The organism is Ruegeria sp. HKCCD9138, from assembly GCF_057220975.1.
In genome coordinates, this window is the sequence record NZ_JBWVAZ010000002.1 from 305,679 (window position 1) to 329,808 (window position 24,130).

The window sequence follows — 24,130 nt, forward strand, 5'->3', positions numbered from 1 at the left end:
TCCGCCGTATCCGCCGGGGGCAACCATTCCTATAAGCGTTCTCTCACGTTCTTTTTCTGCAGGTGCAAAATACCGGCCATGCCGGAGAGGTAGAGGGGAAAGACGTGAAATTAATCATTGCGACAATCAAGCCGTTCAAGCTCGAGGAGGTGCGCGAGGCACTGACCGAAGCTGGCGTGCGCGGCATGATGGTAACCGAAATCAAGGGCTTCGGCTCGCAATCCGGCCACACGGAGATCTACCGTGGTGCCGAATACGCGGTGAATTTCGTGCCCAAGATCAAGCTGGAAATCGTGGTACCCGCCGCGATGACCGACCTGATCGTCGAGACCATCACCAAAACAGCCAAGACCGGCAAGATCGGTGACGGCAAGATTTTCGTCCTCGACGTCGAGCAGGCCCTGCGCGTGCGGACCGGGGAAACGAACGAAGAGGCGCTGTAGGCGCCCCCACTCCAAATCATTCGAGGACTGACAATGAATCTGATGAAATCTCTCATCCCTGCCGCCGCGATCGTCGCGCTGCCGCAGTTGGGCCTTGCACAAGAGGCCGCCGCAACCGGCGAAACCGCGCAGCACACGCAATACATCCTGACCTCGCTGCTGTTTCTGGTCGGCGGTTTCCTGGTGTTCTGGATGGCTGCCGGCTTTGCCATGCTTGAGGCCGGTCTGGTCCGCTCCAAGAACGTGGCCATGCAGCTGATCAAGAACATGGGCCTGTTTTCCTTTGCCGCCATCATGTACTGGCTGGTGGGCTTCAACCTGATGTATCCGGGCGATGGTTGGACCATCACCGGATTTCTTGGCGCTTTCTCGCCAACGGCCCTCGAACCGGTTGGCCTGGAAGGCGTCGAAACCGACCTGTCCTATGCCTCTGTCGGTTCGGACTTCTTCTTCCAGCTGATGTTCTGCGCCACCACCGCGTCGATCGTATCGGGCACAGTGGCTGAACGCATCAAGCTATGGCCCTTCTTCATCTTCGTGATCGTCCTGACCGGCGTCATCTACCCGATCGAGGCCTCCTGGCAGTGGGGCGGCGGCTGGCTGTCCGAGATGGGCTTCAGCGACTTCGCCGGCTCGACTCTGGTGCACGCCGCAGGTGGTTTCGCAGCGCTGGCCGGTGCCATCGTACTGGGCCCGCGGATCGGCAAGTACAACAAGGACGGCAAAGTGGTTCCGATCCCCGGCTCGAACCTCGCGCTGGCAACTCTGGGTACGTTCATCCTGTGGCTGGGTTGGTTCGGTTTCAATGGCGGTTCGCAGCTGGCAATGGGCACCATTGGTGACATGGCCGATATCAGCCGAATCTTCGCCAACACCAATATGGCCGCTGCCGCCGGCGCCGTTGCAGCCCTGATCCTGACGCAGGTGATGTATGGCAAGGTCGACCTTACCATGGTGCTGAACGGTGCTCTGGCCGGTCTGGTGTCGATCACCGCAGAACCGCTGGCCCCATCGCTGTTCCAGGCGCTGATCATCGGTGCAATTGGTGGCGTAATTGTCGTCCTGACCGTTCCGATGCTGGATCGCATGAAGATCGACGACGTGGTCGGTGCGATCCCGGTTCACCTGATTGCGGGTTTCTGGGGCACCTTCATCGTGGCATGGACCAATGGCGATGCGTCCTTTGTGACCCAGATCATCGGTTTTGCTGCTATCGGCATCTTTGTCTTCGTGGTCAGCTTCATCCTCTTCTCGATCCTCAAGGCAACCGTCGGTCTGCGGGTTGGCGAGGAAGAAGAGATCAACGGACTCGACATGGGAGAACTGGGGATGGAGGCCTACCCTGAGTTCTCCAAAGGCTGAGCCAAAAGCCATGGAAACAAACCCGGGCGTTTTCGCCCGGGTTTTCTTTTTCTCTACGACGATTTGAAGTTACACGCCGACATCGACAATTGCCTTGGCCAAAATCGGAACGGTCGTCGCGTTTAGGCCGGCGATGTTCAGGCGGCTGTCTCCGACCATGTAGATGCCGTGATCGGCGCGCAGCTTTTCGACCAGTTCCGGTGCTGCACCCAGGCGCGAGAACATGCCGCGGTGCTGCGCGACAAACCCGAACCGATCCGAACCGGTCAGGCGCTGCAATTCGTCGGCCAGTTGCTGGCGCAGACCCAGCATGGACAGGCGGACCTCTTCCAGCTCGGCAGCCCAATCGGCACGTAAGACGTCATCGTTCAGGATAGTCGTCACCACGCGCGCGCCGTGATCCGGCGGGAAAGAGTAGTTCTGGCGGTTCAGGAAGGCCAAGGTGGCCTGGTTCAGCGCGGTTTCCTCCGCGTTGTCGCTGATGGCCATCAGCAGACCGGTCCGCTCGCGATAGACGCCAAAATTCTTCGAGCACGATGCCGCAATCAGGCACCGGCTGACCGAGGATGCAACCAGCCGGGTGGCCTGTGCGTCTTCTTCCAAACCGTCTCCGAAACCCTGATAAGCAATGTCGATCATCGCCACGAGGCCACGGTCGTTGATTACATTCACGACCTCTTGCCACTGCACCAGATTCAGGTTGGCACCGGTCGGGTTGTGGCAGCAGCCGTGCAGCAGGACGACATCGCCTGCCCTGGCGGTTTTCAGATCCTCGATCATGCCATCGAAGTCGACGCCCCGGGTCTCGCCGTCAAAATAACGATACTGGACGGTTTCGATACCCAGATAGCTCAGGATCGACAGGTGGTTCGGCCAGGTCGGGTTCGATACGAACACGCGGGCCGAAGGGTTGGCCATGCGGATCATCTCGAACGCTTGCCGACAAGCGCCGGTGCCGCCCGGGGTGGCCACGGCGGCAATGTTGCCGCGCGGAACCGACGTGCCAAGAATCAAGCCGATCATCGCATCCGCGTAAGCCGGATCACCTGCCAGACCGGTATAGGCCTTGGTGTCCTGCTCTTCTAGAATACGCTGCTCAGCGGCCTTTACCGCCCGCATAACTGGGGTGATGCCCTCGGCATTCTTGTAGACACCGACGCCGAGATCGATCTTCTGATCGCGCGGGTCGTCGCGGTACGCCTGCATCAGCGCCAGGATCTTGTCGGCAGGCTGCGGTTTGAGGTTTTCGAACATCAGTTCTCTCCGGTTGCGACGGGCAGGGTCGGGAAGGCACCCCATTCAGCCCAGGAGCCGTCATAAAGCGAGTGGTCTTTCTTGCCCATGCGTTCAAGCGCAAGGCTGAGGATCGCAGCGGTCACGCCGGAGCCGCATGAGGTGATGACCGGCTTTGACAAATCGACACCTGCCGCTTCGAACACGATGCGGCAGTCGTCAGGCGATTTCATCGTTCCGTTCTTGTTCAGCAAATTGCCAAAGGGCACATTGCGCGAACCCGGAATGTGGCCCGAACGCAGGCCTGCGCGCGGCTCGACCTCTTCCCCGGCAAACCGGGCGGCAGAACGTGCATCAATAATCTCGTGATCGGCCAGTTTAGCGGCAGCCGAAACCTGCGTGACGTCCCGGACAAGGTGGTTCTGAACCCTTACGGTCATGTGGCGGTCGCGGATCACTGGCGGCAGGTCTTCGATCTCACGCTCTTCGGCCTGCCACTTTGGGAAGCCTCCATCCAGAACGGCGACGTTTTCCTGTCCCATCAGCCGGAACAGCCACCACACCCGGGCGGCCGACATCAACCCGGCACCGTCATAAACCACGACCTGATGGCCGTCACCCACGCCCATCGCCCGCAGGCGCGACATGAATTTCTCGACCGGAGGCGCCATGTGCGGCAGGTCCGAGCGGTGATCGGAGATCTCGTCAATGTCGAAGAACCGCGCCCCCGGGATATGGCCTGCGTCATATTCGGCCTTTGGGTCCCGCCCCTGCTGCGGCAAATACCACGACCCGTCCAGAATCCGCAGGTCCGGATCCTTGAGATGGGCGGCAAGCCATTCGGTGGAAACAAGGGTTTTCGGATCGTCCTGCATCAAAACCTCCCCTGAGCGCGCTTGGAAATTCCCTATACCCGGCGGCATGGGGGTTCAAGGCTGGATAGCGCTAGCGCCCTTTCGACACAGGATTTATCGGGCGCGGCGCAGGCGAAAGTGCTGAACGATCCCGATCAGGCTGATCACGATCCAGAATCCCTCGATCAGCATCGAGGCCAGATTGAAGTTCTGCAACAGCGAGTAGACGATCAGGGCCGATCCAAACAGGTTTACCACCGGAAAGGCAAGATCGTCGGAATTCATCATCCGCATCTGCGTGGCGAAATAGGCGGCAACGACGAGCAATGCGCCAAACGAGCCAATGGCGTCCACCCATGTCAGGTTGTCGAGGAGGCTTGTCATGAAAGCGGTTGATCCCGTTCTGAAACATCCGGCTGCTGCAAATAGTGATGCATGTTCAGGAAAGCGGCACCCTGTTCGCCGGCGCGGTAGCCATGCGGCAGGTCAGCGGAAAAGCGCAGGCCCTGCCCGGCTTTCAACGGCACCCATTCGCCATCGCGCAGAATGTCCAGCGCCCCGTCAAGCACAAAGACCTCTTCGGTCACTCCGGCGGCATGGGCAGCGGATTCGTGGCTCTGGTTCGGGGAAAGTTCGACGTGAAACGTCTCAGCCCCCAAAGCCGGGTCAAAGGGAAACACGATCTTGACCTCAATGCTGCCGGGAAAGGTCACGGTGCGAAACACAGACGCATCGGCCGGATCGCGCATTGATGACGAGCCGATCAGAGCGCTCAGCGGCAATTGAAACCCCTTGGCAATTTTCCACAGGGTCGCAATCGTCGGGCTTGATTCGCCGCGTTCGATCTGGCCCAGCATGGCTTTGCTAACGCCCGTCATTTCCGCCACTTTGGACAGGCTCAGCCCCGAGGCCGCCCTCACATCCCGTAGTTTCAGCGTTATGTCTTCCGGTGCCATATTGATCGTCTTCCGAATCTTCTTGTGCGTTATAGCGCACATGTGGTACGTGCGCTATAACGTACGCATCCCCAATATCGCAACCGGGGCAAAAGGGAAACAGCATCATGCCATTGTACCGATCCAGAACCTCTACCCATGGCCGCAACATGGCCGGTGCTCGCGGCCTGTGGCGCGCCACCGGTATGGGCGACGACGATTTCGGCAAGCCGATTATTGCCATCGTCAACTCGTTCACCCAATTTGTGCCGGGTCACGTGCATCTGAAAGACCTCGGCCAGATGGTCGCGCGTGAGGTCGAGGCCGCAGGTGGCGTCGCCAAGGAGTTCAACACCATCGCGGTGGATGACGGTATTGCCATGGGCCACGATGGAATGCTGTATTCCCTGCCCTCGCGTGAGGTGATTGCTGACAGCGTCGAGTATATGGTCAACGCGCATTGTGCGGATGCGATGGTCTGCATCTCGAACTGCGACAAGATCACCCCCGGCATGCTGATGGCCGCGATGCGCCTGAACATCCCTGCCATCTTTGTCTCGGGCGGGCCGATGGAGGCGGGCAAGATCGACATTGAAGATCTGGAGGCAAAGAAGATCGACCTCGTCGACGCGATGGTCGCCGCCGCTGACGACAAGTTCACAGATGAACAGGTCAAGCACATCGAGGAAAACGCCTGCCCCACCTGCGGCTCGTGCTCAGGCATGTTCACCGCCAACTCGATGAACTGTCTGGCCGAGGCGCTGGGCCTGGCGCTTCCCGGCAACGGCTCGACCCTTGCCACCCATGCCGACCGAAAAGAGCTGTTCCTTGAGGCCGGGCGCCGCATCGTCGAGATCACCAAGCGCCACTATGAGCTGGACGAAAAAGGTTTTCTGCCGCGCGAGATCGCCACGTTTGAAGCGTTCGAGAATGCGATGAGCCTCGATATCGCCATGGGCGGGTCGACCAACACGGTTCTGCACCTTCTCGCAATAGCGCATGAGGGCGAGGTTCATTTCAACATGAGCGATATGGACCACCTCAGCCGCAAGGTGCCGTGTCTGTGCAAGGTCGCACCGAATACTGAAAACGTGCACATGGAAGATGTCCACCGCGCGGGAGGAATTTTCTCGATCCTTGGTGAACTCAGCCGGGCAGGTCTGCTGCACGAAGACTGCAGCACGGTTCATTCGGCCACGATGGGCGAGGCGATTGCCAACTGGGACATCAAGGTGGCAAACAACCCAAAAGCGCAAGAGCTGTTCAAGGCGGCCCCCGGCGGTGTGCGCACCACCCAGGCGTTCAGCCAGTCGAACCGCTACAAGGAACTGGATACCGACCGTGAAAACGGGGTGATCCGGTCCAAGGAACACGCTTTCAGTCAGGATGGCGGTCTTGCGGTTCTTTACGGAAACATCGCGCGCGAAGGCTGTATTGTGAAAACGGCCGGAGTGGATAAGCACATTCTGACATTCACGGGCACGGCCTATGTCTGCGAAAGCCAGGATCAGGCGGTGAATGATATTCTGACCGGCAAGGTCAAAGAGGGCGATGTTGTTGTCATCCGCTATGAGGGCCCGCGGGGTGGGCCGGGTATGCAGGAAATGCTCTACCCGACGTCGTATCTGAAGTCCAAAGGACTGGGCAAAGCCTGTGCCCTGCTGACAGATGGCCGTTTTTCGGGCGGCACCTCGGGTCTGTCCATCGGCCATGTCTCGCCCGAAGCTGCCGAAGGCGGCGAGATCGGGCTGGTGAAAACCGGCGACAAGATCGAGATCGACATCCCCAACCGCACCATTCATCTGGCCGTGTCGGATGAGGAACTGGCCGAGCGGCGCGAGGAGCAGGACGAAAAGGGCTGGCATCCGGCCGAACCGCGCAAGCGCAAGGTTTCAACAGCGCTCAAGGCATACGCGAAACTGGCGACAAGCGCCGCAAAAGGGGCTGTGCGTCAGCTCTGAGCCCAACCGACCGGAAATGCTCCCGCGCCCGATACGCGCCATCGGCTGCACCGATTTCGCTTTCGGACTTGGGCCCGGCGCCGCGCATGGCGCGGCGCCGGGCCCAACCAGAGGAAATGTTTCGCCAGAAACAATGACGATAGGCGGGAGCGTTCGCCCCCTTTGCTCAGTCGCCCAGTTTGGCGTGAACCTCGTCCAGATCGATCTCTCCAACCGGCATCTTGTTGCCCGGATTCTCGAAGTCGTATTTGAACAGTTCGAAATCCTGTTTGTAGATCTCATAGACCAGATGCATCGAGAGATCGTCAAAATAATCCTCGACAGGATGGGCGCGCTTGGGTCCGTGGCCTTCGGATTCGTTGAAACGCGGGATTTCTGACAAGGTCACGGGGTGCGCCGTTTGCAGATTGTCCAATACGCCCTGCATCCCGTCGTTGAACTTCTCGGTCCAGAAGATGCGGTCGTACCGCCCCCCATTCGCAATCAGTGTCGATACATGGCCTGACATGGCCGACCAGTGAATATCCGGGTCCATGGGCCTTCGCCAACGGATCGTATCGCGGGCAAACAACAGAAACCGGCGAAAACTTGCGATCTGGTCGAATTCGCCCTTGCCGTCGTCGCCACCGACTTCGATCCCGTAATTGTAAACCAGCGTCGGTACAAGGTTACCGCGATAGCGTTTTCCATTGCGCTGAATGCCGCAAATCTTATCAAAAAAAGAGCTGAGGATGCGGGTGTAGGGATTACGAACACAAGTGAACGTATACGCTCCATGCGACTTTACAGTCCCGGCAATCACATCCTGACTGCCATCAAACGCCCATTTGTGCATGCCATCCTGGGCGTCATGGATATCGCCATCAAAGAACTGTCCGTGATCGGAAAAATACATGATCTGCCCGATGGTCGAGCAGGCACATTTGGGCACCACGCGATAGACCATGCTCTGGCTTTCGGTCATCCATGTCCCGGGAAAACCCATTCGCTGCGCCTCCTTCGCCGGTTCGGTCTCAGGCCGATACTCAGGCATTCGACGTAAAAGAACCAAAAATATTCTGTTTATTCAATTGCCCATCCTCAGTATCACGGTTGGAAACGAGCAGAAATGAGAATTGCGGACCCCCATGGCAAAGATTGCCTATATTTTGCTGTGCCACAAAGACCCTGATGCAATCATCGCGCAGGCAGAGCAATTGACCGCCGCTGGCGACTGCATGGCCATCCATTTTGATGCGCGCGCGAAAGCAGTAGACTATGCGCGCATCCGCGATGCCCTGAAAGACAATCCGAATGTCGTGCTTGCGGGCAAGCGAACCAGATGCGGATGGGGGGAGTGGTCGCTGGTTCAGGCGACGCTTTATGCAGTTCAGTCGGCCGTCGAGGCGTTTCCCCGCGCCACGCATTTCTACATGCTGTCCGGCGATTGCATGGCCATCAAAACGGCGGAGTATGCGCATCGCTTTCTGGATGACAATGACAAGGATTTCATCGAAAGCCACGATTTCTTTGAAAGCAACTGGATCAAGACCGGCATGAAAGAAGACCGGCTGATCTACCGGCATTACTTCAACGAACGCACCCAAAGCGGCCGGTTTTACGCGGCTTATGAAGCGCAGAAACGCTTTGGTCTGACACGAGAGATTCCCGCGGATCTACAGGTCATGATCGGCAGCCAGTGGTGGTGTCTGCGCCGCCGGACAATCGAGATGATATTGACGTTCCTGCGGCAACGGCGGGATGTCGTCCGGTTTTTCTCGACCACATGGATTCCGGATGAGACGTTCTTTCAGACGCTGGTCCGCCACCTGATCCCGCGGGAAGAGATCGAGAACCGCACACTGACCTTCCTGATGTTCTCGGATTACGGGATGCCGGTCACGTTCTATAATGACCACTACGACATGTTGCTGAGCCAGGATTACCTATTCGCGCGGAAAATCAGCGCCGAGGCGCATGAGCTGAAAGACCGGCTGGGCAGGATGTACGCCAGCGAAGGGGTCGCACTTCAGGTCTCAAACGAAGGGCGAAGCCTCTACAGTTTCCTTGCCGGACGGGGGCGCGTCGGTCGACGGTATGGAAAGCGGTTCTGGGAGGCGGCGAATACGCTTGGGCCCGAGCGCGACATATACCTGATTGTCTGCAAAAAGTGGCATGTCGCAAAACGTCTGGTCGACCAGATCGCGTCGGAAACCGGTATTCCCTGCGTCGAGTATCTGTTCAATGAACTGGGCACGCCCCTGCCCGATCTGGGCGGGATCGAAACCACCTTGATTAAGCGCTCGCGCCACCGCCGCGCTCTTGTTCAGATGCTGTATGACCATTTCAATTCGGATCGACTGGTTTTGTGTCTGGACCCCTCGAACCTGGACATTGTTCAGGACTTTTGCGCGGATCAGGCTCGGACGCACGTGCTCGAGATCGAGTGCGACTATTCCGACGAATACCTGATAGGTCATGCGCGGCGCGTCGGGTTGGCCGGTGAGGCGACCCCCGTCAAAACCGTAGAACGCCTGTTGCCCACCATCCGCAATGACATTGCCTATGAATCCGAGCAGATCCGCGGCGCCGGATTCGACGGTTACTTGCGGCTGCGAGAATCCGCATCGAAGGCAGACAATGAAGTCGCGGTCGCCGGATTTCTCGGGGTCTCAGCCGACAAGGCGCAGGCCATCATGCGACTGGATTACCTGTTCTCGGATTAAGACCCGGCAACGCATTGAGGCGCCGCCGGGTCAAGGCGATCAGATGTCGAATTTGACGCCTTGCGCCAGCGGCAGCTCGGCAGAGTAGTTCACAGTGTTGGTCTGGCGACGCATGTAGGCCTTCCACGCGTCCGAGCCGCTTTCACGTCCGCCGCCGGTTTCCTTTTCGCCGCCGAACGCGCCACCGATCTCGGCGCCCGAGGGGCCGATATTGACGTTGGCGATTCCGCAATCCGAACCCGCTGCGGTCAGGAATTGCTCCGCTTCGCGCATGTTCAAAGTGAACACGCAGGAGGACAAGCCTTGCGGTACGTCATTCTGGATTTCCAAAGCCTGATCAAATTCGTCATAGCCCATCACATAGAGGATCGGGGCAAAGGTCTCGGTTTTCACCGTCTCTGTTTGTCCCGGCATCTCGACGATGGCCGGCTCCATATAGACGCCGCCGGGAACACCTTCGGTCACGCGGTTGCCGCCGAAAACAATGCCTCCGTCGACCTCGGCCGCTTTCAGGGCGGATGTCATCGCGGTGCCGGACGCTTCGTCGACCAGCGGACCGACCAGAGTACCGTCGGCCAACGGATCGCCGATCGGCAAGCCGGCATATGCCTTTTTCAGACACGCAACCAGTTCCTCTTTGATCGAGTTATGCACGATCAGGCGTCGCAGTGTGGTGCAGCGCTGGCCGGCAGTCCCAACCGCCGAGAACACAATGGCACGTACCGCCATTTCAAGATCAGCCGAGGGGCCAACGATCATCGCGTTGTTGCCGCCCAGCTCAAGGATGCATTTGCCGAACCGCGCCGCAACGATGGGCGCCACCGCCCGTCCCATACGGGTCGAGCCCGTGGCCGAAATCACCGGGACATCCTCGCTGGCCACCAACGCCTCGCCCAGTGCAGCACCACCGATCAGCGTTTGCAGCAACCCGTCCGGCGCATCGCCGAAACGCGCCAACGCGCGTTCAAAGATCTTCTGGCAGGCCATCGCGGTCAGCGGCGTTTTCTCGGAGGGTTTCCAGATCACCGGATCGCCACAAACAAGCGCCAGCGCTGCGTTCCACGACCAGACGGCAACCGGGAAGTTGAAGGCCGAGATGACGCCGACCGGACCGGCGGGATGCCACGTTTCCATCATCCGGTGTCCCGGACGTTCGGACGCGATGGTCAGGCCATAAAGCTGGCGCGACAGACCCACGGCAAAGTCGCAGATATCGATCATCTCCTGGACTTCGCCCAGCCCTTCCGAAGTGATCTTGCCTGCCTCCCAGCTGACCAGCGCACCCAGATCATCCTTGGCGGCCCGCAACTCTTCACCCAGCAGCCGGATCAGTTCACCGCGTCGGGGTGCCGGCACCACACGCCAGTCCTTGAAGGCCGATTTGGCTCGGGCGAAAATGGCGTCCATGTCCGAAACAGGTGTTTCGTGCACTTCGGCCAGCAGGCTGCCATCGATGGGTGACGTCACCCGCAGCGTTCCTCCGGTCAGTTCCTCTTGGGTCAGGCCCAGGTTCGCTAATGTATTTTCTGCTGTCATCGTTACGTCTTTCATGTCTCAGGCCGCCTTGTTCTGTTGGGTTACATCACCAGCCCGATACAGCTGGCCGAATTCGGTGTTCAGGAAATCGCTGAGCTTCACTTGCTCCTGCCGGACAAAACCTTTTGAAGGCAGCGCACCGGTGCGCACCAGATCGACAACACCCAGCACGCCTGCGGCGGTTGTTACCTGAATGGCGCTCCAGACCTGGCCGTCAATTTCACGCGCAAAGGATTTGTTGATCAGCGACTTTTCCCGCAGTTCACCGTCGATGACGCCCTTGGCCGTGCAATAGACCAGAACAACGTCCTGATCGGTGCGCGGCAATGCGGCCTCGAAGATCTCTTTCAGCAGGTCGCGGCGGCGTTCCAGCCCCAGATCATTCAGCAGCAGTTTCAGGATGTCGCAATGGCCCGGATAACGGATCGAGCGATAAGATACGGCGCGTGCCTTGCCTTCCAGCGTTTCGGGCAAAGTGCCCAGCCCGCCCGACGTGTTGAAGCATTCATATTCCACACCGTCATGGCCCAGAACCTCGTAATCCTCCAACGGGGCGGTCTTGACCAGTTCGCCATTCACGATGGCATCGCAGGGGTTGCAGTATTCGTTGATCAGGCCGTCGGTCGACCAGGTCAGATTGTATTTCAGTGCATTGGTCGGGTAGAGCGGCAGCGCACCCACCCGCATATGCAGGCTGTCAATTTCATCAAATTCCGCTGCCAGTGCGGCCCCGGCAATGCCGACAAATCCCGGCGCCAGACCACATTGCGGCATGAACGCCGTGTTGCTGTCCTTGGCAAGTTCTCGCACGGCGTTGGTCGCGGCCACATCTTCGGTCAGGTCAAAGTAATGTGCGCCGGCCTCTTTCGCGGCCTTTGCGATCTTTGGCGTCAGAAAGAAAGGGGCGGCTGAGATCACGGCATCAAACCCAGCGAGGCCAGCGGCCAGCCCTTCTTCGTTCTTGGCGTCGATCTGCTTGGTGCCAACGCCCATTTTGGCAATTTCGCCCAATGCTTTCAGATCATGATCTGCAACGGTCACGCTGTAGTTCCGAGACCCTTTCAACAGGGTCGCAACCATCTGCCCGATCTTTCCGGCCCCAACGATACAAACATTCCAGTTCAAAACGCGCCTCCATACTTCGTTTTGTTCAAGTCTGAAGGAAAGCTTGTTCGGAGAGCAGCGTGTATCTTGACGAAATCACGGATTATCTTGACGTACCGACGGAAAATTCGACGATTTGCCGAAAAACATCGCTCAATGACTACTCCGCAGGATCAATTCTGTTTCCAAGAGCACTTGCTCTTCGGGCTTGTCCGGGTCGTCTGCCCTGCGGTCCAACAGCCCGATCACTGCGCCGACCAGTTCCGGGATCGGGTTGCGTAGTGTGGTCAGCGAGAACGCGGGCCAGGCCGCCATGGCTATGTCATCGAATCCCAGCACCGAGACATCGGCGGGAACGTTTCGCCCGCTTTCCCGCAACGCCGTCATGGCGCCGATCGCCATCGCGTCATTTGCACAGACCAGCGCATCAAATGCAGCGTCCCGCATCAGACGTTCGGCTGCATCATATCCACTCTGAACCGTGAAATCGCCGGTTTCTTCGGCTATCAGCGACAATCCCCTGGACGACAACGCCGCACAAAGCCCTTCCCGACGCCAATGCGACGAACCGAAATACGCTGGCCCGCCGATATAGGCGAAGCGAGTACGGCCTTTGTCCAGCAAGGCCATGGTGCCACGCCGCATTCCGTCGGAGTTTCGGCAACTCACATTATCAACACCGGGCGCATCCAATTGACGACCGCTGGAAATGACCGGAATGCTCAGCTTTCCGCAGGAATTCACGATATCTTCGTTCATACTGCCCGAGCGCAGGATAATCGCCTCCAACGGATAGCGCAGTACGTTCGAAACGGCTTCGCGCGCTGTATCCTCGGTTCCTCCGATCACAATGGGCCAGCGGCCTGCACCGCACAGCCCCGTGGTCAGGTGTTTGAGAACTTCCTGATCATATTCGTTCGGCATTTCGCCGACGAAGATCGCCACAAGGTTCGACCCACCCGCCTGCAGGTTGGCCGCCAGTGCGTTGGGGCGATAGCCCAGTTTCTCGGCCGCCTTCAGGATTGCCTTGCGTTTCTTGTCATTCAGGTAGGCGCCCGGAGTGAACGCCCGCGATACCGCCGAACGGGATGATCCAGCCAGCTTTGCCACATCTTCGGCGGTAACCCGTTTCGCCCGGGATCCGGTTTTGGGCTTCATCTCAAACGCTCACACTCAATTTTTCGAATTCGTAAAAATACTTCACATTCGTCACAGCCACGTTACAGTGCGGCTGTATGTGAACACGTGTGCAGATTTCATGCAAGCAAAACCGGGCTGAGAACCGTGATTAATTTCAAAGGCTTAGTCCGGGGCACAAGCGTGGAATCACGTGCTTATCTATTTGGAGTTGCAGATTTCTGCGGGCCAAATCATCCCAATACGCCCTTTGGGCTTCTCTGAACGGAGATACAAAATGACTCGTCTGACTATCGCCACAGCCGCTGCCGCGACGCTGCTGTCCGGCGCAGCCTTTGCGGAAACCGAAATCACCTTGTGGCACGCAATGGGCGGTGCGCTGGGTGAAACCGTCAACCAGATTGCTGCGGATTTTAACGCCAGCCAGGACGAATATGTCGTCACCCCCGTGTTCAAGGGAACCTACGAAGAGGCCCTGACCGCCGGTATTGCAGCCTTCCGCGCGGGCGAGCAGCCCAACATCCTGCAGGTGTTCGACGCCGGTGCAGCCACAGTCATCGGTGCCAAAGGCGCGACCATTCCGGTTCAGGATCTTCTGACAGAAAACGGCGTGGCCTTCGACATCGAAGACTACATCTCGGGCGTGCGTTATTTCTATGCCGACAGCGACGACAAGATGATCGGTATGCCGTTCAACTCGTCCTCGCCCATCATGTATTACAATGTGGACGCGCTTGAAAAAGCCGGCGTGACACCGCCGAAAACCTGGGAAGAATTCCAGACCGTCACCGCGCCCGCACTGAAAGATGCCGGGTACACCGCGCTGTCGCAGTCGCACTTGCCCTGGATCTTCACCGAAAACTTTATGTCGCGCCACGACCTGCCGTTTGCCACCAACAACAACGGCTATGATGGCATCGACACTAAGATTCTGGTGAACAATGACGCCATCAAGGCGCATTTCACCGCTGTTCAGGACTGGCAGAGTAACGGTTACTTCGAATGGTTCGGTACCGGCTGGGGCGACAACCAGACCCCGTTCGAAGAAGGCAAGGTTGCGATCTGGCTGGGTTCGTCGGGTTCGTTTGGTGGCCTGTCCAAGAAAGACCTGCCATTTGAGTTCTCGGCCACCTACCTGCCCTATTGGGAAGCCGTGACCACCGAACCCAAGCAGACCTTCATCGGAGGTGCGTCGCTGTTCGCAATGGCCGGTAAACCTGCGGAAGAAAACGAAGCAACCGCTGCTTTCTTTGAATTCCTGACTTCGCCCGAAACCCAGTATTTCTGGCACAAGGAAACCGGTTATGTGCCGATTACCGAAGCCGCTTATGAGCTGGCCAAGTCTGACGGTCACTATGAAAAGATGCCCGCGGCCGAAGTTGGCATCAAGCAGCTGTCGCTGCCGGCCGGTGACAACACCAAAGGCTATCGCATGGGCTTTTATGTTCAGATCCGTGACGTGATGAACCGTGAATACGGCCGCATCCTGACCGGTGAAACTTCGGTTGAGGAAGCGTTCCAGAACATTGAGACCGAAGCCAACCAGCTGCTCGAGCGTTTTTCGAAAACCCAAGGGTAATCTGATATCCTGAACGGGCGCGGCGGCCGCAGGATTCTGTGGTCGCCGCCCTTGTTGAATGAAAGGAAGGCCGGCATGAAGCGCGCAGGCTTTGACACGAAGTGGCTGCCCATTCTGCTACTGCTGCCACAGCTCATCATCATCGCGATATTCTTCTATTGGCCCGCGGCGCATGCGATCCAGTCATCGATGTTTCTGCAGGATCCGTTCGGATTTGGGTCAACCTTCGTCGGCATCGATAACTACACCGATCTGGCGGCAAATTCGGAATACCGTCGCATCGCCTGGTTCACCGTGATCTTTACGGTGCTGGTCACCTTCTTCTCGCTGGCGCTGGCGTTGTTGTTGGCGGTCAAGGCGGACAAGGTCATCCGCGGCGCGCGCAGCTATCGCACACTGCTGATGTGGGTCTATGCGGTCGCGCCCCCGGTCGCTGGCTTCATTGGCCTGATCATGTTCGACCAGAGCTGGGGCCCGCTGACCGAATTTGCCAAGAAATTCGGCTGGGACTTTAAGCTGGGTGTCAACTACTTCGACACCGCCACCGCCATGATCATCGTCTCGGTCTGGAAACAGGTACCGGTCAATTTCATCTTCTTCCTGTCGGGCCTGCAATCCATTCCGCGCTCGGTGCGCGAGGCTGCGCTGATCGACAACGGATCCGCGATGAGCCGTTTCTGGGACGTGACCTTCCCGCTGCTGGCGCCAACCGGGTTCTTCCTGCTGATCATCAACATCACCTATTCCCTGTTCGACACGTTCGGTGTCATCGACACGCTGGTGAAGGGCGAGCCGGGCAACAACCCGATGACACTGGTCTACAAGGTCTATGTGGACGGTTTCCGCGGCAATGACTTGGGTGGGTCCTCCGCGCAATCGGTCATTCTGATGGTGCTGGTTCTGGCCTTGACCGTCTTCCAGTTCCGGCTGGTCGAACGCCGTATCCATTACACCTGAGGGTTCGTCATGACACATGTTCATACTGCACAGAATGTCGATGCCTCGACCCCCACTGCGTCCCGGCGCCGGATCCGGCTCAGCGATATCGGTGACCATCTGGTGCTGATCCTTGGGGCGCTGTTCATGCTGCTACCGTTGGTCGTGTTGTTGCAAATGACGACCATGCCGGATGTCGAGGTCATCAAGACCGGCCCCACCTTGCAGATCGGCGATCAGCTTGGCCCCAACTTTGACAAGGCCATGTTCGAGGCATCAGGCTTTTCCGGCAAGAACACCGGAACCAGCATGCTGATCAATTCGTTCATCCTGGGCATCGGGTTTGCGGTGGGCAAGATCATCATCGGGATGATGGCGGCCTATGCTATTGTCTATTTCCGCCTCCGCTTTGCAACACTGGCGTTCTGGATCATCTTCACTACGCTTCTGCTGCCGCTTGAAGTGCGTATCCTGCCCTCGTACGAGGTGATTCAGAAACTTGGGATGCTGAACACATATCAGGGCCTGATCATTCCCCTGATCGCCTCGGCCACGGCGACGTTTTTCTTCCGGCAGTACTACCGCTCGGTCCCCGAAGAACTGGTCGAGGCGGCGCGCATCGACGGGGCTGGCCCGGTCAAGTTCTTCATCGATATTTTGGTGCCTCTCAGCCGCACGATGATCGCCGCGATGTTCATCATCATGTTTGTCTTCGGCTGGAACCAGTATTTGTGGCCGACCATGATCACCACCGAAGAGGACATGTTCACCCTTGTCCGCGGCATCAAACAGATCACGCAGGACCTTGAGGGAACCAATATCCCCGAATACGGCCGCGCCAACATGCTGGCATTCATCGCCATCATCCCGCCGGTCTTCGTCGTCATTTTCTTCCAAAGCTGGTTCGTCAAGGGCCTGACGGAATCCGACAAGTAAGGAAAAATACCCATGGCTCAGGTTTCCCTGAACTCTATCCGCAAGCTTTATCCCAACGGGTTTGAGGCGGTCACGCCCTCCAGCTTTCACATCGACGATGGTGAGTTTGTCGTACTTGTCGGCCCGTCCGGCTGCGGCAAGTCCACCCTGCTGCGCATGATCGCCGGGCTCGAGGACATCACCGAGGGCACACTGCTGATCGACGACCGCGAGGTGAACAACATCGACCCCGCCGATCGTGACATCGCGATGGTGTTCCAGAACTATGCGCTCTATCCCCACATGACCGTGCGCAAGAACATTGCGTATGGTCTGAAGAACCGCAAAACTCCGGCGGCCGAAATCGATCGCAAAGTTGCCGAAGCCTCGGCGCTGCTGAACCTTGACGACTATCTGGATCGCAAGCCCTCGCAACTGTCCGGCGGTCAGCGCCAGCGCGTCGCAATGGGTCGCGCCATCGTGCGCGATCCGGCCTTGTTCCTGTTTGACGAGCCACTGTCGAACCTTGACGCAAAACTGCGCAACCAGATGCGCATCGAGATCAAAGCCCTGCAACGCCGTCTGGGCGTGACCTCGATCTACGTCACCCATGATCAGGTTGAGGCGATGACCATGGCCGACCGCATCATCGTGATGAACAGCGGCAAGATCGAACAGATCGGCACCCCGGCCGAGGTCTACCACGCTCCGGCCTCCACTTTCGTGGCGGCCTTCATGGGTGCGCCGCCGATGAACCTGCTGAACGCGCAAGCCAGCGGCGGCTCGGTACGTTTTGCCGACACTCACATTGCGGAAGGTGCGCCCACCGACGGCCCGGTAACCTTGGGCATCCGGCCAGAGGATCTGCTGCTGGACCCGGCCGGGCCGCTGTCGATCAACATCGACATCATCGAGGAACTGGGCGCGCATCGCCTGTTGCACGCTTCGATCGGACAGGAAAAACTGACGGTGCATGTTGGCAAGGATACCGAGGTCTCGCCCGGCCCTGCCAACCTGTCGGTCAAACCCGGCGCGGCATCCCTGTTTGCAACTGAGACCGGAAAACGCCTTTGACTCACACCGTTATGACTTTGCCGCTGGTCTCGGAGGCCGAGCACCAGCGCATCCTTACGGCGCCCCGCACCGCTGAGGCCCACCGCGCATTGCTGGCAGATCTGCCGGCAATGAACCTGCTGCAAACAGGCGGTGAGGCACCGGAATCAAGTCTGCCAACAGAGATATCGGTTGTCGCCTGGAACCTGGAACGCTGCCTGTTCCCCGAGGAAAGCGCCAGCCATCTGTGTCCTTACATGCCGCAGGTCGTGCTGCTGTCCGAAATGGACCATGGCATGGCCCGTACTGCGCAGCGTCACACAACAGAGGACATGGCCCGCGCGCTGGGCATGACCTATGCGTACGGGGTCGAGTTTCACGAGCTCGACCTCGGTGGCCCAACCGAACGGGCCTATTGCACTGACGATTTCAATACCCGCGGTTGGCATGGGAATGCGATCCTCAGTTCGGTTCCGTTTGAACGGCTTGCGATGCTGCGACTGGATCAGGACGGTCACTGGTTCATGACCGACGGGGGTGCTGGCGACCCCGATCAGCCCCGGGTTGGCGGGCGCATGGCGCTTGCTGCGATATTGCAAGGCCAGGACGGGCCGGTCTGTGTCGTCTCGACCCATCTGGAAAGCAACTCGGGCGCGGACCACCGCGCGGCACAATTCGATGCGCTGCTGGATATGCTGGACCAGTTCGCGCCGGATATGCCCGTGATCATTGGCGGCGACCTGAATACCGGAAATCACATCCCCCCAAACTTTGACTGGCGGGAAGAGACCTTGTTCAATGTCGCGGAAAATCGGGGCTATGACTGGTCCTGCTCACCCGAAGGCATGACCACGCGGCCCAGCCTGATTACACCGCATCCAACAAGGCAGATGCGGCTGGACTGGTTCTGCACGCGCGGGTTTACCTGTATCGACAAACGGCGGGTGTCTTCCCTGACAGAGGAAGGCAGGCCGCTGTCCGATCACGACGCCGTCTGGTGCCGGGTTGTTCCGAACGCTTAGCGCAATGACCCTGTTGCGACCGGGGTCCCAGACCTCGGTCCTGACCAGGAATCCCGGGCCGGGTGTCGGTCGGACCAACCCCGATGCTTCTGGATTTCGTCGATCAAAACTGGATACCGGGCAATAAACGTTCCTTGGCTGGGTCGGCGCTAAAGGCGCGTTGACGACTGGCGCCCGGGAGGCCATCTTCGGCCTGAATGCAGCCGGGGCCTTTGTTCTCAGGGACTGAAATGATTTTTCCGACACTTGATCCAAGCGGATTGTGGCTAGGGCGCGTCGACCGCGCCGGGCTTGGCCCTTGCGTCGTTACCCTACGGGATGGGCAGGTCGTGGACATCACATCCAGGACCGCACCGACCATACGCGATGTTCTGGAACGAGACGACGCCGTGGAATACGTGCGCGCTGCTGCGGGCGAAGACATCGGTGGGCCGGATGCCGGGCACCAATGGCTTGCCCCCTGCGATCTGCAATCCATCAAGGCTTGCGGTGTGACCTTTGCCGGCTCCATGGTCGAACGGGTGATCGAGGAAAAGGCCGCAGGCGACCCTTCGAAGGCCAGGGCCATCCGCAACCGCATCGGCGCACGTATCGGTGAAAGCCTGTCGAACATTGCCCCCGGATCGGATGCAGCATCACAGGTCAAAGAGGCGTTGATATCCGAAGGGCTTTGGAGCCAATACCTCGAAGTTGGCATCGGCCCGGATGCCGAGATATTTTCCAAGGCGCAGGTGTTGTCCTCGGTGGGTTTTGGCGCGGATGTCGGCCTGCATCCGATCTCGACCTGGAACAATCCCGAGCCCGAAGTGGTTCTGGCGGTGACTTCGAAAGGACAGATCAAGGGTGCAACGCTGGGTAATGACGTCAACCTGCGCGACGTCGAGGGGCGTTCAGCGTTGCTGCTTAGTAAGGCGAAGGACAATAACGCCTCATGCGCCATCGGGCCGATGATCCGATTGTTCGACGACGGCTTCACACTGGACGATGTGCGCCGGGCCGAACTGACACTGACCGTAACCGGACCGGACGGATTTGTTCTGAACGGCACCTCGTCCATGTCCCAAATCAGCCGCGATCCCGCCGATCTGGTGGCGCAGACGATCGGGCGGCATCACCAATATCCCGACGGGTTGATGCTGTTTCTCGGAACCCTCTTTGGACCGACACAGGATCGCGATACGCCGGGGGGAGGGTTTACCCACAAGCTGGGAGATATCGTCACGATTGCCAACGACCAGCTGGGCGCGCTGACCAACACCGTGCGCCTGTCGACCGAATGTCCCGAATGGCGGTTTGGGGCGTCTCATCTCATGCGAAACCTGGCCCGTCGGGGCTTGATTTAGGAAAGACTTAAACATGTTGACCGGAAAACATCTGATCGCGGGGACCTGGGTTGGCGCGGACGCCACTTTCACTTCGAGCCCCGCCCATGGACCAAGCCGCGAGTTCGCCATTGGCACGCCTGCGGATGTGGATGCCGCCGTCAGCGGGGCCGAGGACGCCTTTGCCACCTTCGGCTGGTCTTCCCGCGCCGAGCGCGCCGCGCTGCTGCGCGCCATCGCCGATGAGATCGACAGCCGGGGGGATGCGATAACAGAAATCGGCACTCAGGAAACCGGTCTGCCCGAAGCCCGATTGCAGGGCGAGCGGGGGCGCACCGTCGGCCAGCTGCGCCTGTTCGCCGATCATATCGAAAAGGGCGACTATCTGGACCTGCACCACGATCCGGCCCTGCCGGACCGCGCACCGCTGCCCCGGCCCGATCTGCGCATGATCCAGCGCCCGCTGGGGCCGGTTGCGGTTTTCGGAGCATCGAATTTCCCGCTGGCCTTTTCGGTTGCCGGCGGAGACACGGCGGCAGCTTTGGCTGCGGGTTGTCCGGTTGTTGTTAAAGGGCACCCGGCGCATCCCGGCACCGGTGAGATCGTTGCGCAGGCCATCGACGCAGCGTTCAGGTCGACGGGTGTTCATCCCGGTGTCTTCTCTTTGATCCAGAGCAACGGGATCGAGGTCGGCACCGCGCTGGCGCAGCACCCGCTGATCCGCGCGGTGGGCTTTACCGGCTCGCTGCGCGCCGGTCGCGCGCTTTTCGATCTGTGTGCCGCCCGACCTGAACCTATCCCGTTTTTTGGAGAGTTGGGTTCGGTCAACCCCATGTTCATATTGCCCCATGCGGCCGCTGTCCGTGGCGCCGAGATTGGCAGTGGCTGGGCCGGGTCGCTGACCATGGGCGCGGGCCAGTTCTGCACCAATCCCGGTATCGCGGTACTCATTGACGGACCAGAGGCGGACGCGTTCCAATCCGCGGCCGAGACGGCCCTGTCTGCCGTCGCCGATCAGACCATGCTGACCGACGGTATCGCAAACGCCTATCGCGAGGGCGTATCACGGGTAGCTGCCGGAACCGGTATTACTCAGGTGATCGGCAGCAGCTGTGAGGCTCGCCACGCGGCGCCCAATTTGTTCACTGTCACCGGCGATGACTGGCTGGCCGACCATACTCTGCAGGAAGAAGTGTTCGGCCCACTTGGGATTATCGTCCGTGCCCGCGATGAGGCGCAAATGCATCAGATCGCCCGCGCCGTCGAAGGTCAGTTGACCTGCACCCTTCATATGGACGACGCGGATGCAGACTCTGCCCGCGCCCTGCTGCCCTTGCTGGAGCGCAAGGCCGGTCGCCTGCTGGCCAACAGCTTTCCCACCGGTGTGGAAGTTTGCGACAGCATGGTTCACGGTGGTCCCTACCCGGCATCGACCAATTTTGGCGCGACCTCGGTCGGAACCCTATCAATCCGTCGCTTCCTGCGCCCGGTCTGTTACCAGGACATCCCGGCAGATCTGTTGCCCGAGGCAGTCTGACAACCGGAATGATCACCCACCCGCCAATACTCGACCGACCGGCCGATTGCCTTCAACTGTGACTGCACGATCCGAGGTGAAAGGAACCCGTGAATGAAACTTCTACGTTATGGCGCTGCGGGCACGGAAAAGCCCGGCCTTCTGGACAGCGGCGGTGCGATCCGCGACCTGTCCGGTATAGTGACAGACATTTCCGGTGAAGTGCTGAGCGACGAACGTCTGGCCGAACTGCGTCAGATCGAACCAAACAGCCTGCCTCTGGTTGAGGGTGACCCCCGCATTGGCGCTTGTGTCGGGCAAGTCGGCAAATTCATCTGCATCGGTCTGAACTATGCCGATCACGCCGCAGAAAGCGACATGGAGTTGCCGCAGGAGCCGGTGATTTTCCTCAAGGCGACCTCGGCCATCATCGGCCCCAACGATACGGTCGAAATACCTCGTGGATCGGTCAAGACCGATTGGGAGATCGAACTGGGTGTCGTCATCGGCAAAGAGGCCAAATACGTCTCGGAGTCGGAGGCGATGGGCCATGTTGCCGGCTATTGCGTGATCAATGACCTGTCGGAACGCGATTTTCAGCTGCACCGCTCGGGCCAGTGGGTGAAAGGCAAATCAGCGGATACGTTTGGTCCCATCGGCCCGTGGCTGGTGACACGGGACGAGATCGCCGACCCGCAGAACCTGCCGATGTATCTGGATGTGAACGGGCGCCGATATCAGGACGGCTCGACCAAGACGATGCATTTCGGTGTGGCGACGATCATTTCGTACCTGTCGCACTTCATGTCACTGCAGCCGGGCGACGTGATTTCCACCGGGACGCCGCCGGGTGTTGGCATGGGACAGCATCCGCCGGTTTACCTCAGACCGGGAGACAAGTTGGAGCTTGGTATCGAAGGCTTGGGGATACAACGCCAGAACGTCGTCGCTGGTTGAGCGATAAACTGTAGGCATCCGCCATTCGAAATGCCGACGTCAGCCCGTAATGCGTGAACCCAAATGAACGCGACGGGCCTTATGCCTGCTTCTCAGCTTCTTTCTCAATCGGATCGGCATCGGCCTCGATCACGTCTTCGTTTTCTTCCACCTGTTCCGGTTCGGCTTTGTCCTCGAGCGCGCCGACGATCAACGGCAACATGTGAACACCAGTTGCGCTTGCAATTTCCGGGGTTTGCGGCGTTTGCCAGCTGAGCGTATCGAAGCTGTGGCAATTCTGGCAGACCGGACCCCATTCAGCCTGAATGTCGTGGCAATTGTTGCAGACCCACTGCGGCCCGCGCGGTGCATTCAGTGCCCGGGCCAGCCACCCCTGCACGACAGCATCGGATGCGCCTTCACCCCGTTCGATCGCCGCCATCAGCGTATAGGCCCGTGCATCGCCCTGTTTTTCCACAACATCACCCAGGGCGCGGCGCGCCTCGGGGAAGTCTTCGGCGACAATGTTAAGCTCGGCCAGGATCAAGCGGGTTTCCATGTTTTCAGGATGAATGCGGGTCAGCGCCGTGAAACGTTTCACCCGGTCCTGCGCGGATTCGTCCGGTGCAATTTCAGCGAAAGCATGAGCGAGGTCAGGATGCGGCTGAACCTCCCACGCTTTTTTCAGGATCTTGGTCGCCGCGCGCGGTTTGCCCTTGGCGATATAGGCCCGGGCGGCCATGGCGGCAGCCGGAACCAGATCGGGTGACAGGCGGTTGGCCTCAATCGCGTGTTCTTGTTGTTCGACTGTTGCAGTGTCATCCAGAATATCCTTGGCCTCGGACAGGGCCAGAACGGCGTCGCGACGCTTGAATACGTCACGCGGCAAATACCCCGCCTTCAGCTTTGACGTCAGCGTCGAACGTGCCCCGGCCCAGTCCTGCGCCTTGGTTTGCAGGTTCAGCAGCACATCCTGTGTTTCTTCGTGGCGCGGCTTGATGGCCAGTGCCTTTTCGGCGAGTTTTCGGGCCGTTTCATCATCACCCTCGGCCAGTTTCTGCTTCATGATGCCACGCACACCGACGAACCGGGTCGCATTATTGGTGACCAGCTTCTTGTAGGTCTCGGATGCCTTTTTCGTGTCGCCGGTCATCTCAGCCGCCTGCGCTACCAGCAGGTTGGTCAGTTCGGGCTTGTTCAGCAGTTTTTCGGCCTTGTTGGCCTTGGTCATGGCCATGCGCCCTTCACCCGAAGCCAAGGCCATCAACCCATCGGCCAGCGCCTGATACCCGCGCTTTTCGCGGCTGCGGTCGAAATAGCGGGATAGGGCGGTTTCATCACCGTTGAGGAATTTCAGCGTTGCAACCAGCAGGCTGAGCAGTTTGAAAAACAGCCAGACCGCAAGAACCAACACGCCCAGCGCGATCACCGATTGCAACGGGCCCAGCGTGTATTCCGTGCCCGCAACGGTAATCTGAACCCCGCCGCTGGTTTCCATCAGGTACCCTGCGCCCATGGCCAGCAGGCCGATAATCGCAACAAAAACAAGGATCTTTAACAATGACCACAGCATGGCAGGTC

At 59.1% G+C, this 24,130-nt stretch carries 21 protein-coding genes; 12 read left to right on the top strand and 9 right to left on the bottom strand.

The genetic code is table 11. The annotated features are described in order from the left end of the window. Positions 1 to 104: 104 nt before the first annotated feature. Positions 105 to 443, top strand: coding sequence for a P-II family nitrogen regulator (locus AC2TEL_RS04760; RefSeq protein WP_480861967.1), 339 nt, complete (start codon positions 105 to 107; stop codon positions 441 to 443). Positions 444 to 476: 33 nt separating this feature from the next. Further along, on the top strand, positions 477 to 1,805 hold the full coding sequence (locus tag AC2TEL_RS04765) for an ammonium transporter (protein ID WP_480861968.1): 1,329 nt from the start codon (positions 477 to 479) through the stop codon (positions 1,803 to 1,805). 69 nt (positions 1,806 to 1,874) lie between these two features. On the opposite strand, the gene AC2TEL_RS04770 is transcribed toward AC2TEL_RS04765, so the two are convergent. From AC2TEL_RS04770 to AC2TEL_RS04785, 4 genes are all read right to left on the bottom strand, one after another. Continuing rightward, a complete protein-coding gene (locus AC2TEL_RS04770) occupies positions 1,875 to 3,059 on the bottom strand; it encodes an amino acid aminotransferase (protein ID WP_480902252.1) in 1,185 nt (394 codons plus the stop codon). Next, the gene (sseA, locus tag AC2TEL_RS04775) at positions 3,059 to 3,913 is read right to left on the bottom strand and encodes a 3-mercaptopyruvate sulfurtransferase (RefSeq protein ID WP_480902255.1); all 855 of its coding nucleotides are present in this window, start codon (positions 3,911 to 3,913) and stop codon (positions 3,059 to 3,061) included. Before sseA ends, AC2TEL_RS04770 begins: the two co-directional genes overlap by 1 nt. Before the next feature lie 93 nt (positions 3,914 to 4,006). Then, the gene (locus AC2TEL_RS04780; RefSeq protein WP_480838515.1) at positions 4,007 to 4,276 is read right to left on the bottom strand and encodes a CBU_0592 family membrane protein; all 270 of its coding nucleotides are present in this window, start codon (positions 4,274 to 4,276) and stop codon (positions 4,007 to 4,009) included. After that, complete coding sequence (locus tag AC2TEL_RS04785) at positions 4,273 to 4,848, bottom strand: helix-turn-helix domain-containing protein (RefSeq protein ID WP_480902257.1); 576 nt, start codon at positions 4,846 to 4,848, stop codon at positions 4,273 to 4,275. Before AC2TEL_RS04785 ends, AC2TEL_RS04780 begins: the two co-directional genes overlap by 4 nt. A gap of 107 nt (positions 4,849 to 4,955) precedes the next feature. On the opposite strand from AC2TEL_RS04785, the gene ilvD reads away from it, so the two are divergent. Then, positions 4,956 to 6,788, top strand: a complete 1,833-nt coding sequence (ilvD, locus tag AC2TEL_RS04790) for a dihydroxy-acid dehydratase (RefSeq protein WP_480902260.1) — start codon at positions 4,956 to 4,958, stop codon at positions 6,786 to 6,788. A 166-nt stretch (positions 6,789 to 6,954) separates the two neighbouring features. On the opposite strand, the gene AC2TEL_RS04795 is transcribed toward ilvD, so the two are convergent. After that, a complete protein-coding gene (locus tag AC2TEL_RS04795; RefSeq protein WP_480838521.1) occupies positions 6,955 to 7,773 on the bottom strand; it encodes a sulfotransferase family protein in 819 nt (272 codons plus the stop codon). 142 nt (positions 7,774 to 7,915) lie between these two features. On the opposite strand from AC2TEL_RS04795, the gene AC2TEL_RS04800 reads away from it, so the two are divergent. Beyond that, positions 7,916 to 9,493, top strand: coding sequence for a DUF5928 domain-containing protein (locus AC2TEL_RS04800; RefSeq protein WP_480902263.1), 1,578 nt, complete (start codon positions 7,916 to 7,918; stop codon positions 9,491 to 9,493). A gap of 39 nt (positions 9,494 to 9,532) precedes the next feature. On the opposite strand, the gene amaB is transcribed toward AC2TEL_RS04800, so the two are convergent. The 3 genes from amaB to AC2TEL_RS04815 all read right to left on the bottom strand — a co-directional run bounded on the left by amaB (position 9,533) and on the right by AC2TEL_RS04815 (position 13,291). Continuing rightward, a complete protein-coding gene (gene amaB / locus AC2TEL_RS04805; protein WP_480902503.1) occupies positions 9,533 to 11,029 on the bottom strand; it encodes an L-piperidine-6-carboxylate dehydrogenase in 1,497 nt (498 codons plus the stop codon). An 18-nt stretch (positions 11,030 to 11,047) separates the two neighbouring features. After that, positions 11,048 to 12,154: a saccharopine dehydrogenase family protein gene (locus AC2TEL_RS04810; protein ID WP_480838526.1), complete on the bottom strand. Its 1,107-nt coding sequence runs from the start codon at positions 12,152 to 12,154 to the stop codon at positions 11,048 to 11,050. A gap of 132 nt (positions 12,155 to 12,286) precedes the next feature. Further along, positions 12,287 to 13,291, bottom strand: a complete 1,005-nt coding sequence (locus AC2TEL_RS04815; protein WP_480902266.1) for a LacI family DNA-binding transcriptional regulator — start codon at positions 13,289 to 13,291, stop codon at positions 12,287 to 12,289. 256 nt (positions 13,292 to 13,547) lie between these two features. On the opposite strand from AC2TEL_RS04815, the gene AC2TEL_RS04820 reads away from it, so the two are divergent. From AC2TEL_RS04820 to AC2TEL_RS04855, 8 genes are all read left to right on the top strand, one after another. Further along, positions 13,548 to 14,849, top strand: coding sequence for an extracellular solute-binding protein (locus AC2TEL_RS04820; protein ID WP_480838530.1), 1,302 nt, complete (start codon positions 13,548 to 13,550; stop codon positions 14,847 to 14,849). A 75-nt stretch (positions 14,850 to 14,924) separates the two neighbouring features. Next, positions 14,925 to 15,806: an ABC transporter permease subunit gene (locus tag AC2TEL_RS04825; RefSeq protein ID WP_480861969.1), complete on the top strand. Its 882-nt coding sequence runs from the start codon at positions 14,925 to 14,927 to the stop codon at positions 15,804 to 15,806. A 126-nt stretch (positions 15,807 to 15,932) separates the two neighbouring features. Then, positions 15,933 to 16,721: an ABC transporter permease subunit gene (locus tag AC2TEL_RS04830; protein WP_480840183.1), complete on the top strand. Its 789-nt coding sequence runs from the start codon at positions 15,933 to 15,935 to the stop codon at positions 16,719 to 16,721. Between the two features lie 12 nt (positions 16,722 to 16,733). Next, positions 16,734 to 17,774, top strand: coding sequence for an ABC transporter ATP-binding protein (locus AC2TEL_RS04835; protein WP_480838534.1), 1,041 nt, complete (start codon positions 16,734 to 16,736; stop codon positions 17,772 to 17,774). Further along, on the top strand, positions 17,771 to 18,775 hold the full coding sequence (locus tag AC2TEL_RS04840; RefSeq protein WP_480902269.1) for an endonuclease/exonuclease/phosphatase family protein: 1,005 nt from the start codon (positions 17,771 to 17,773) through the stop codon (positions 18,773 to 18,775). Before AC2TEL_RS04835 ends, AC2TEL_RS04840 begins: the two co-directional genes overlap by 4 nt. Before the next feature lie 230 nt (positions 18,776 to 19,005). Next, a complete protein-coding gene (locus AC2TEL_RS04845) occupies positions 19,006 to 20,118 on the top strand; it encodes a fumarylacetoacetate hydrolase family protein (RefSeq protein WP_480902271.1) in 1,113 nt (370 codons plus the stop codon). A gap of 13 nt (positions 20,119 to 20,131) precedes the next feature. Beyond that, positions 20,132 to 21,634: an aldehyde dehydrogenase (NADP(+)) gene (locus AC2TEL_RS04850; RefSeq protein ID WP_480902273.1), complete on the top strand. Its 1,503-nt coding sequence runs from the start codon at positions 20,132 to 20,134 to the stop codon at positions 21,632 to 21,634. 93 nt (positions 21,635 to 21,727) lie between these two features. Beyond that, positions 21,728 to 22,570 carry a fumarylacetoacetate hydrolase family protein gene (locus AC2TEL_RS04855; RefSeq protein WP_480861974.1) on the top strand — a complete coding sequence of 281 codons (843 nt, stop codon included), beginning with the start codon at positions 21,728 to 21,730 and terminating at the stop codon, positions 22,568 to 22,570. Between the two features lie 79 nt (positions 22,571 to 22,649). Here the strand turns inward: AC2TEL_RS04855 and AC2TEL_RS04860 are convergent, their stop codons facing one another. Next, complete coding sequence (locus AC2TEL_RS04860; RefSeq protein ID WP_480838545.1) at positions 22,650 to 24,122, bottom strand: heme biosynthesis HemY N-terminal domain-containing protein; 1,473 nt, start codon at positions 24,120 to 24,122, stop codon at positions 22,650 to 22,652. Positions 24,123 to 24,130 lie beyond the last annotated feature (8 nt).

Excerpts from the sequence above, each read along its gene's own strand:
- AC2TEL_RS04765 (WP_480861968.1), top strand. The coding sequence starts at position 477 with ATGAATCTGATGAAATCTCTCATCCCTGCCGCCGCGATCGTCGCGCTG.
- AC2TEL_RS04770 (WP_480902252.1), bottom strand. The coding sequence starts at position 3,059 with ATGTTCGAAAACCTCAAACCGCAGCCTGCCGACAAGATCCTGGCGCTG.
- sseA (WP_480902255.1), bottom strand. The coding sequence starts at position 3,913 with ATGCAGGACGATCCGAAAACCCTTGTTTCCACCGAATGGCTTGCCGCC.
- AC2TEL_RS04780 (WP_480838515.1), bottom strand. The coding sequence starts at position 4,276 with ATGACAAGCCTCCTCGACAACCTGACATGGGTGGACGCCATTGGCTCG.
- AC2TEL_RS04785 (WP_480902257.1), bottom strand. The coding sequence starts at position 4,848 with ATGGCACCGGAAGACATAACGCTGAAACTACGGGATGTGAGGGCGGCC.
- ilvD (WP_480902260.1), top strand. The coding sequence starts at position 4,956 with ATGCCATTGTACCGATCCAGAACCTCTACCCATGGCCGCAACATGGCC.
- AC2TEL_RS04795 (WP_480838521.1), bottom strand. The coding sequence starts at position 7,773 with ATGGGTTTTCCCGGGACATGGATGACCGAAAGCCAGAGCATGGTCTAT.
- AC2TEL_RS04800 (WP_480902263.1), top strand. The coding sequence starts at position 7,916 with ATGGCAAAGATTGCCTATATTTTGCTGTGCCACAAAGACCCTGATGCA.
- amaB (WP_480902503.1), bottom strand. The coding sequence starts at position 11,029 with ATGACAGCAGAAAATACATTAGCGAACCTGGGCCTGACCCAAGAGGAA.
- AC2TEL_RS04815 (WP_480902266.1), bottom strand. The coding sequence starts at position 13,291 with ATGAAGCCCAAAACCGGATCCCGGGCGAAACGGGTTACCGCCGAAGAT.
- AC2TEL_RS04820 (WP_480838530.1), top strand. The coding sequence starts at position 13,548 with ATGACTCGTCTGACTATCGCCACAGCCGCTGCCGCGACGCTGCTGTCC.
- AC2TEL_RS04825 (WP_480861969.1), top strand. The coding sequence starts at position 14,925 with ATGAAGCGCGCAGGCTTTGACACGAAGTGGCTGCCCATTCTGCTACTG.
- AC2TEL_RS04830 (WP_480840183.1), top strand. The coding sequence starts at position 15,933 with ATGCTGCTACCGTTGGTCGTGTTGTTGCAAATGACGACCATGCCGGAT.
- AC2TEL_RS04835 (WP_480838534.1), top strand. The coding sequence starts at position 16,734 with ATGGCTCAGGTTTCCCTGAACTCTATCCGCAAGCTTTATCCCAACGGG.
- AC2TEL_RS04845 (WP_480902271.1), top strand. The coding sequence starts at position 19,006 with ATGATTTTTCCGACACTTGATCCAAGCGGATTGTGGCTAGGGCGCGTC.
- AC2TEL_RS04850 (WP_480902273.1), top strand. The coding sequence starts at position 20,132 with ATGTTGACCGGAAAACATCTGATCGCGGGGACCTGGGTTGGCGCGGAC.
- AC2TEL_RS04855 (WP_480861974.1), top strand. The coding sequence starts at position 21,728 with ATGAAACTTCTACGTTATGGCGCTGCGGGCACGGAAAAGCCCGGCCTT.
- AC2TEL_RS04860 (WP_480838545.1), bottom strand. The coding sequence starts at position 24,122 with ATGCTGTGGTCATTGTTAAAGATCCTTGTTTTTGTTGCGATTATCGGC.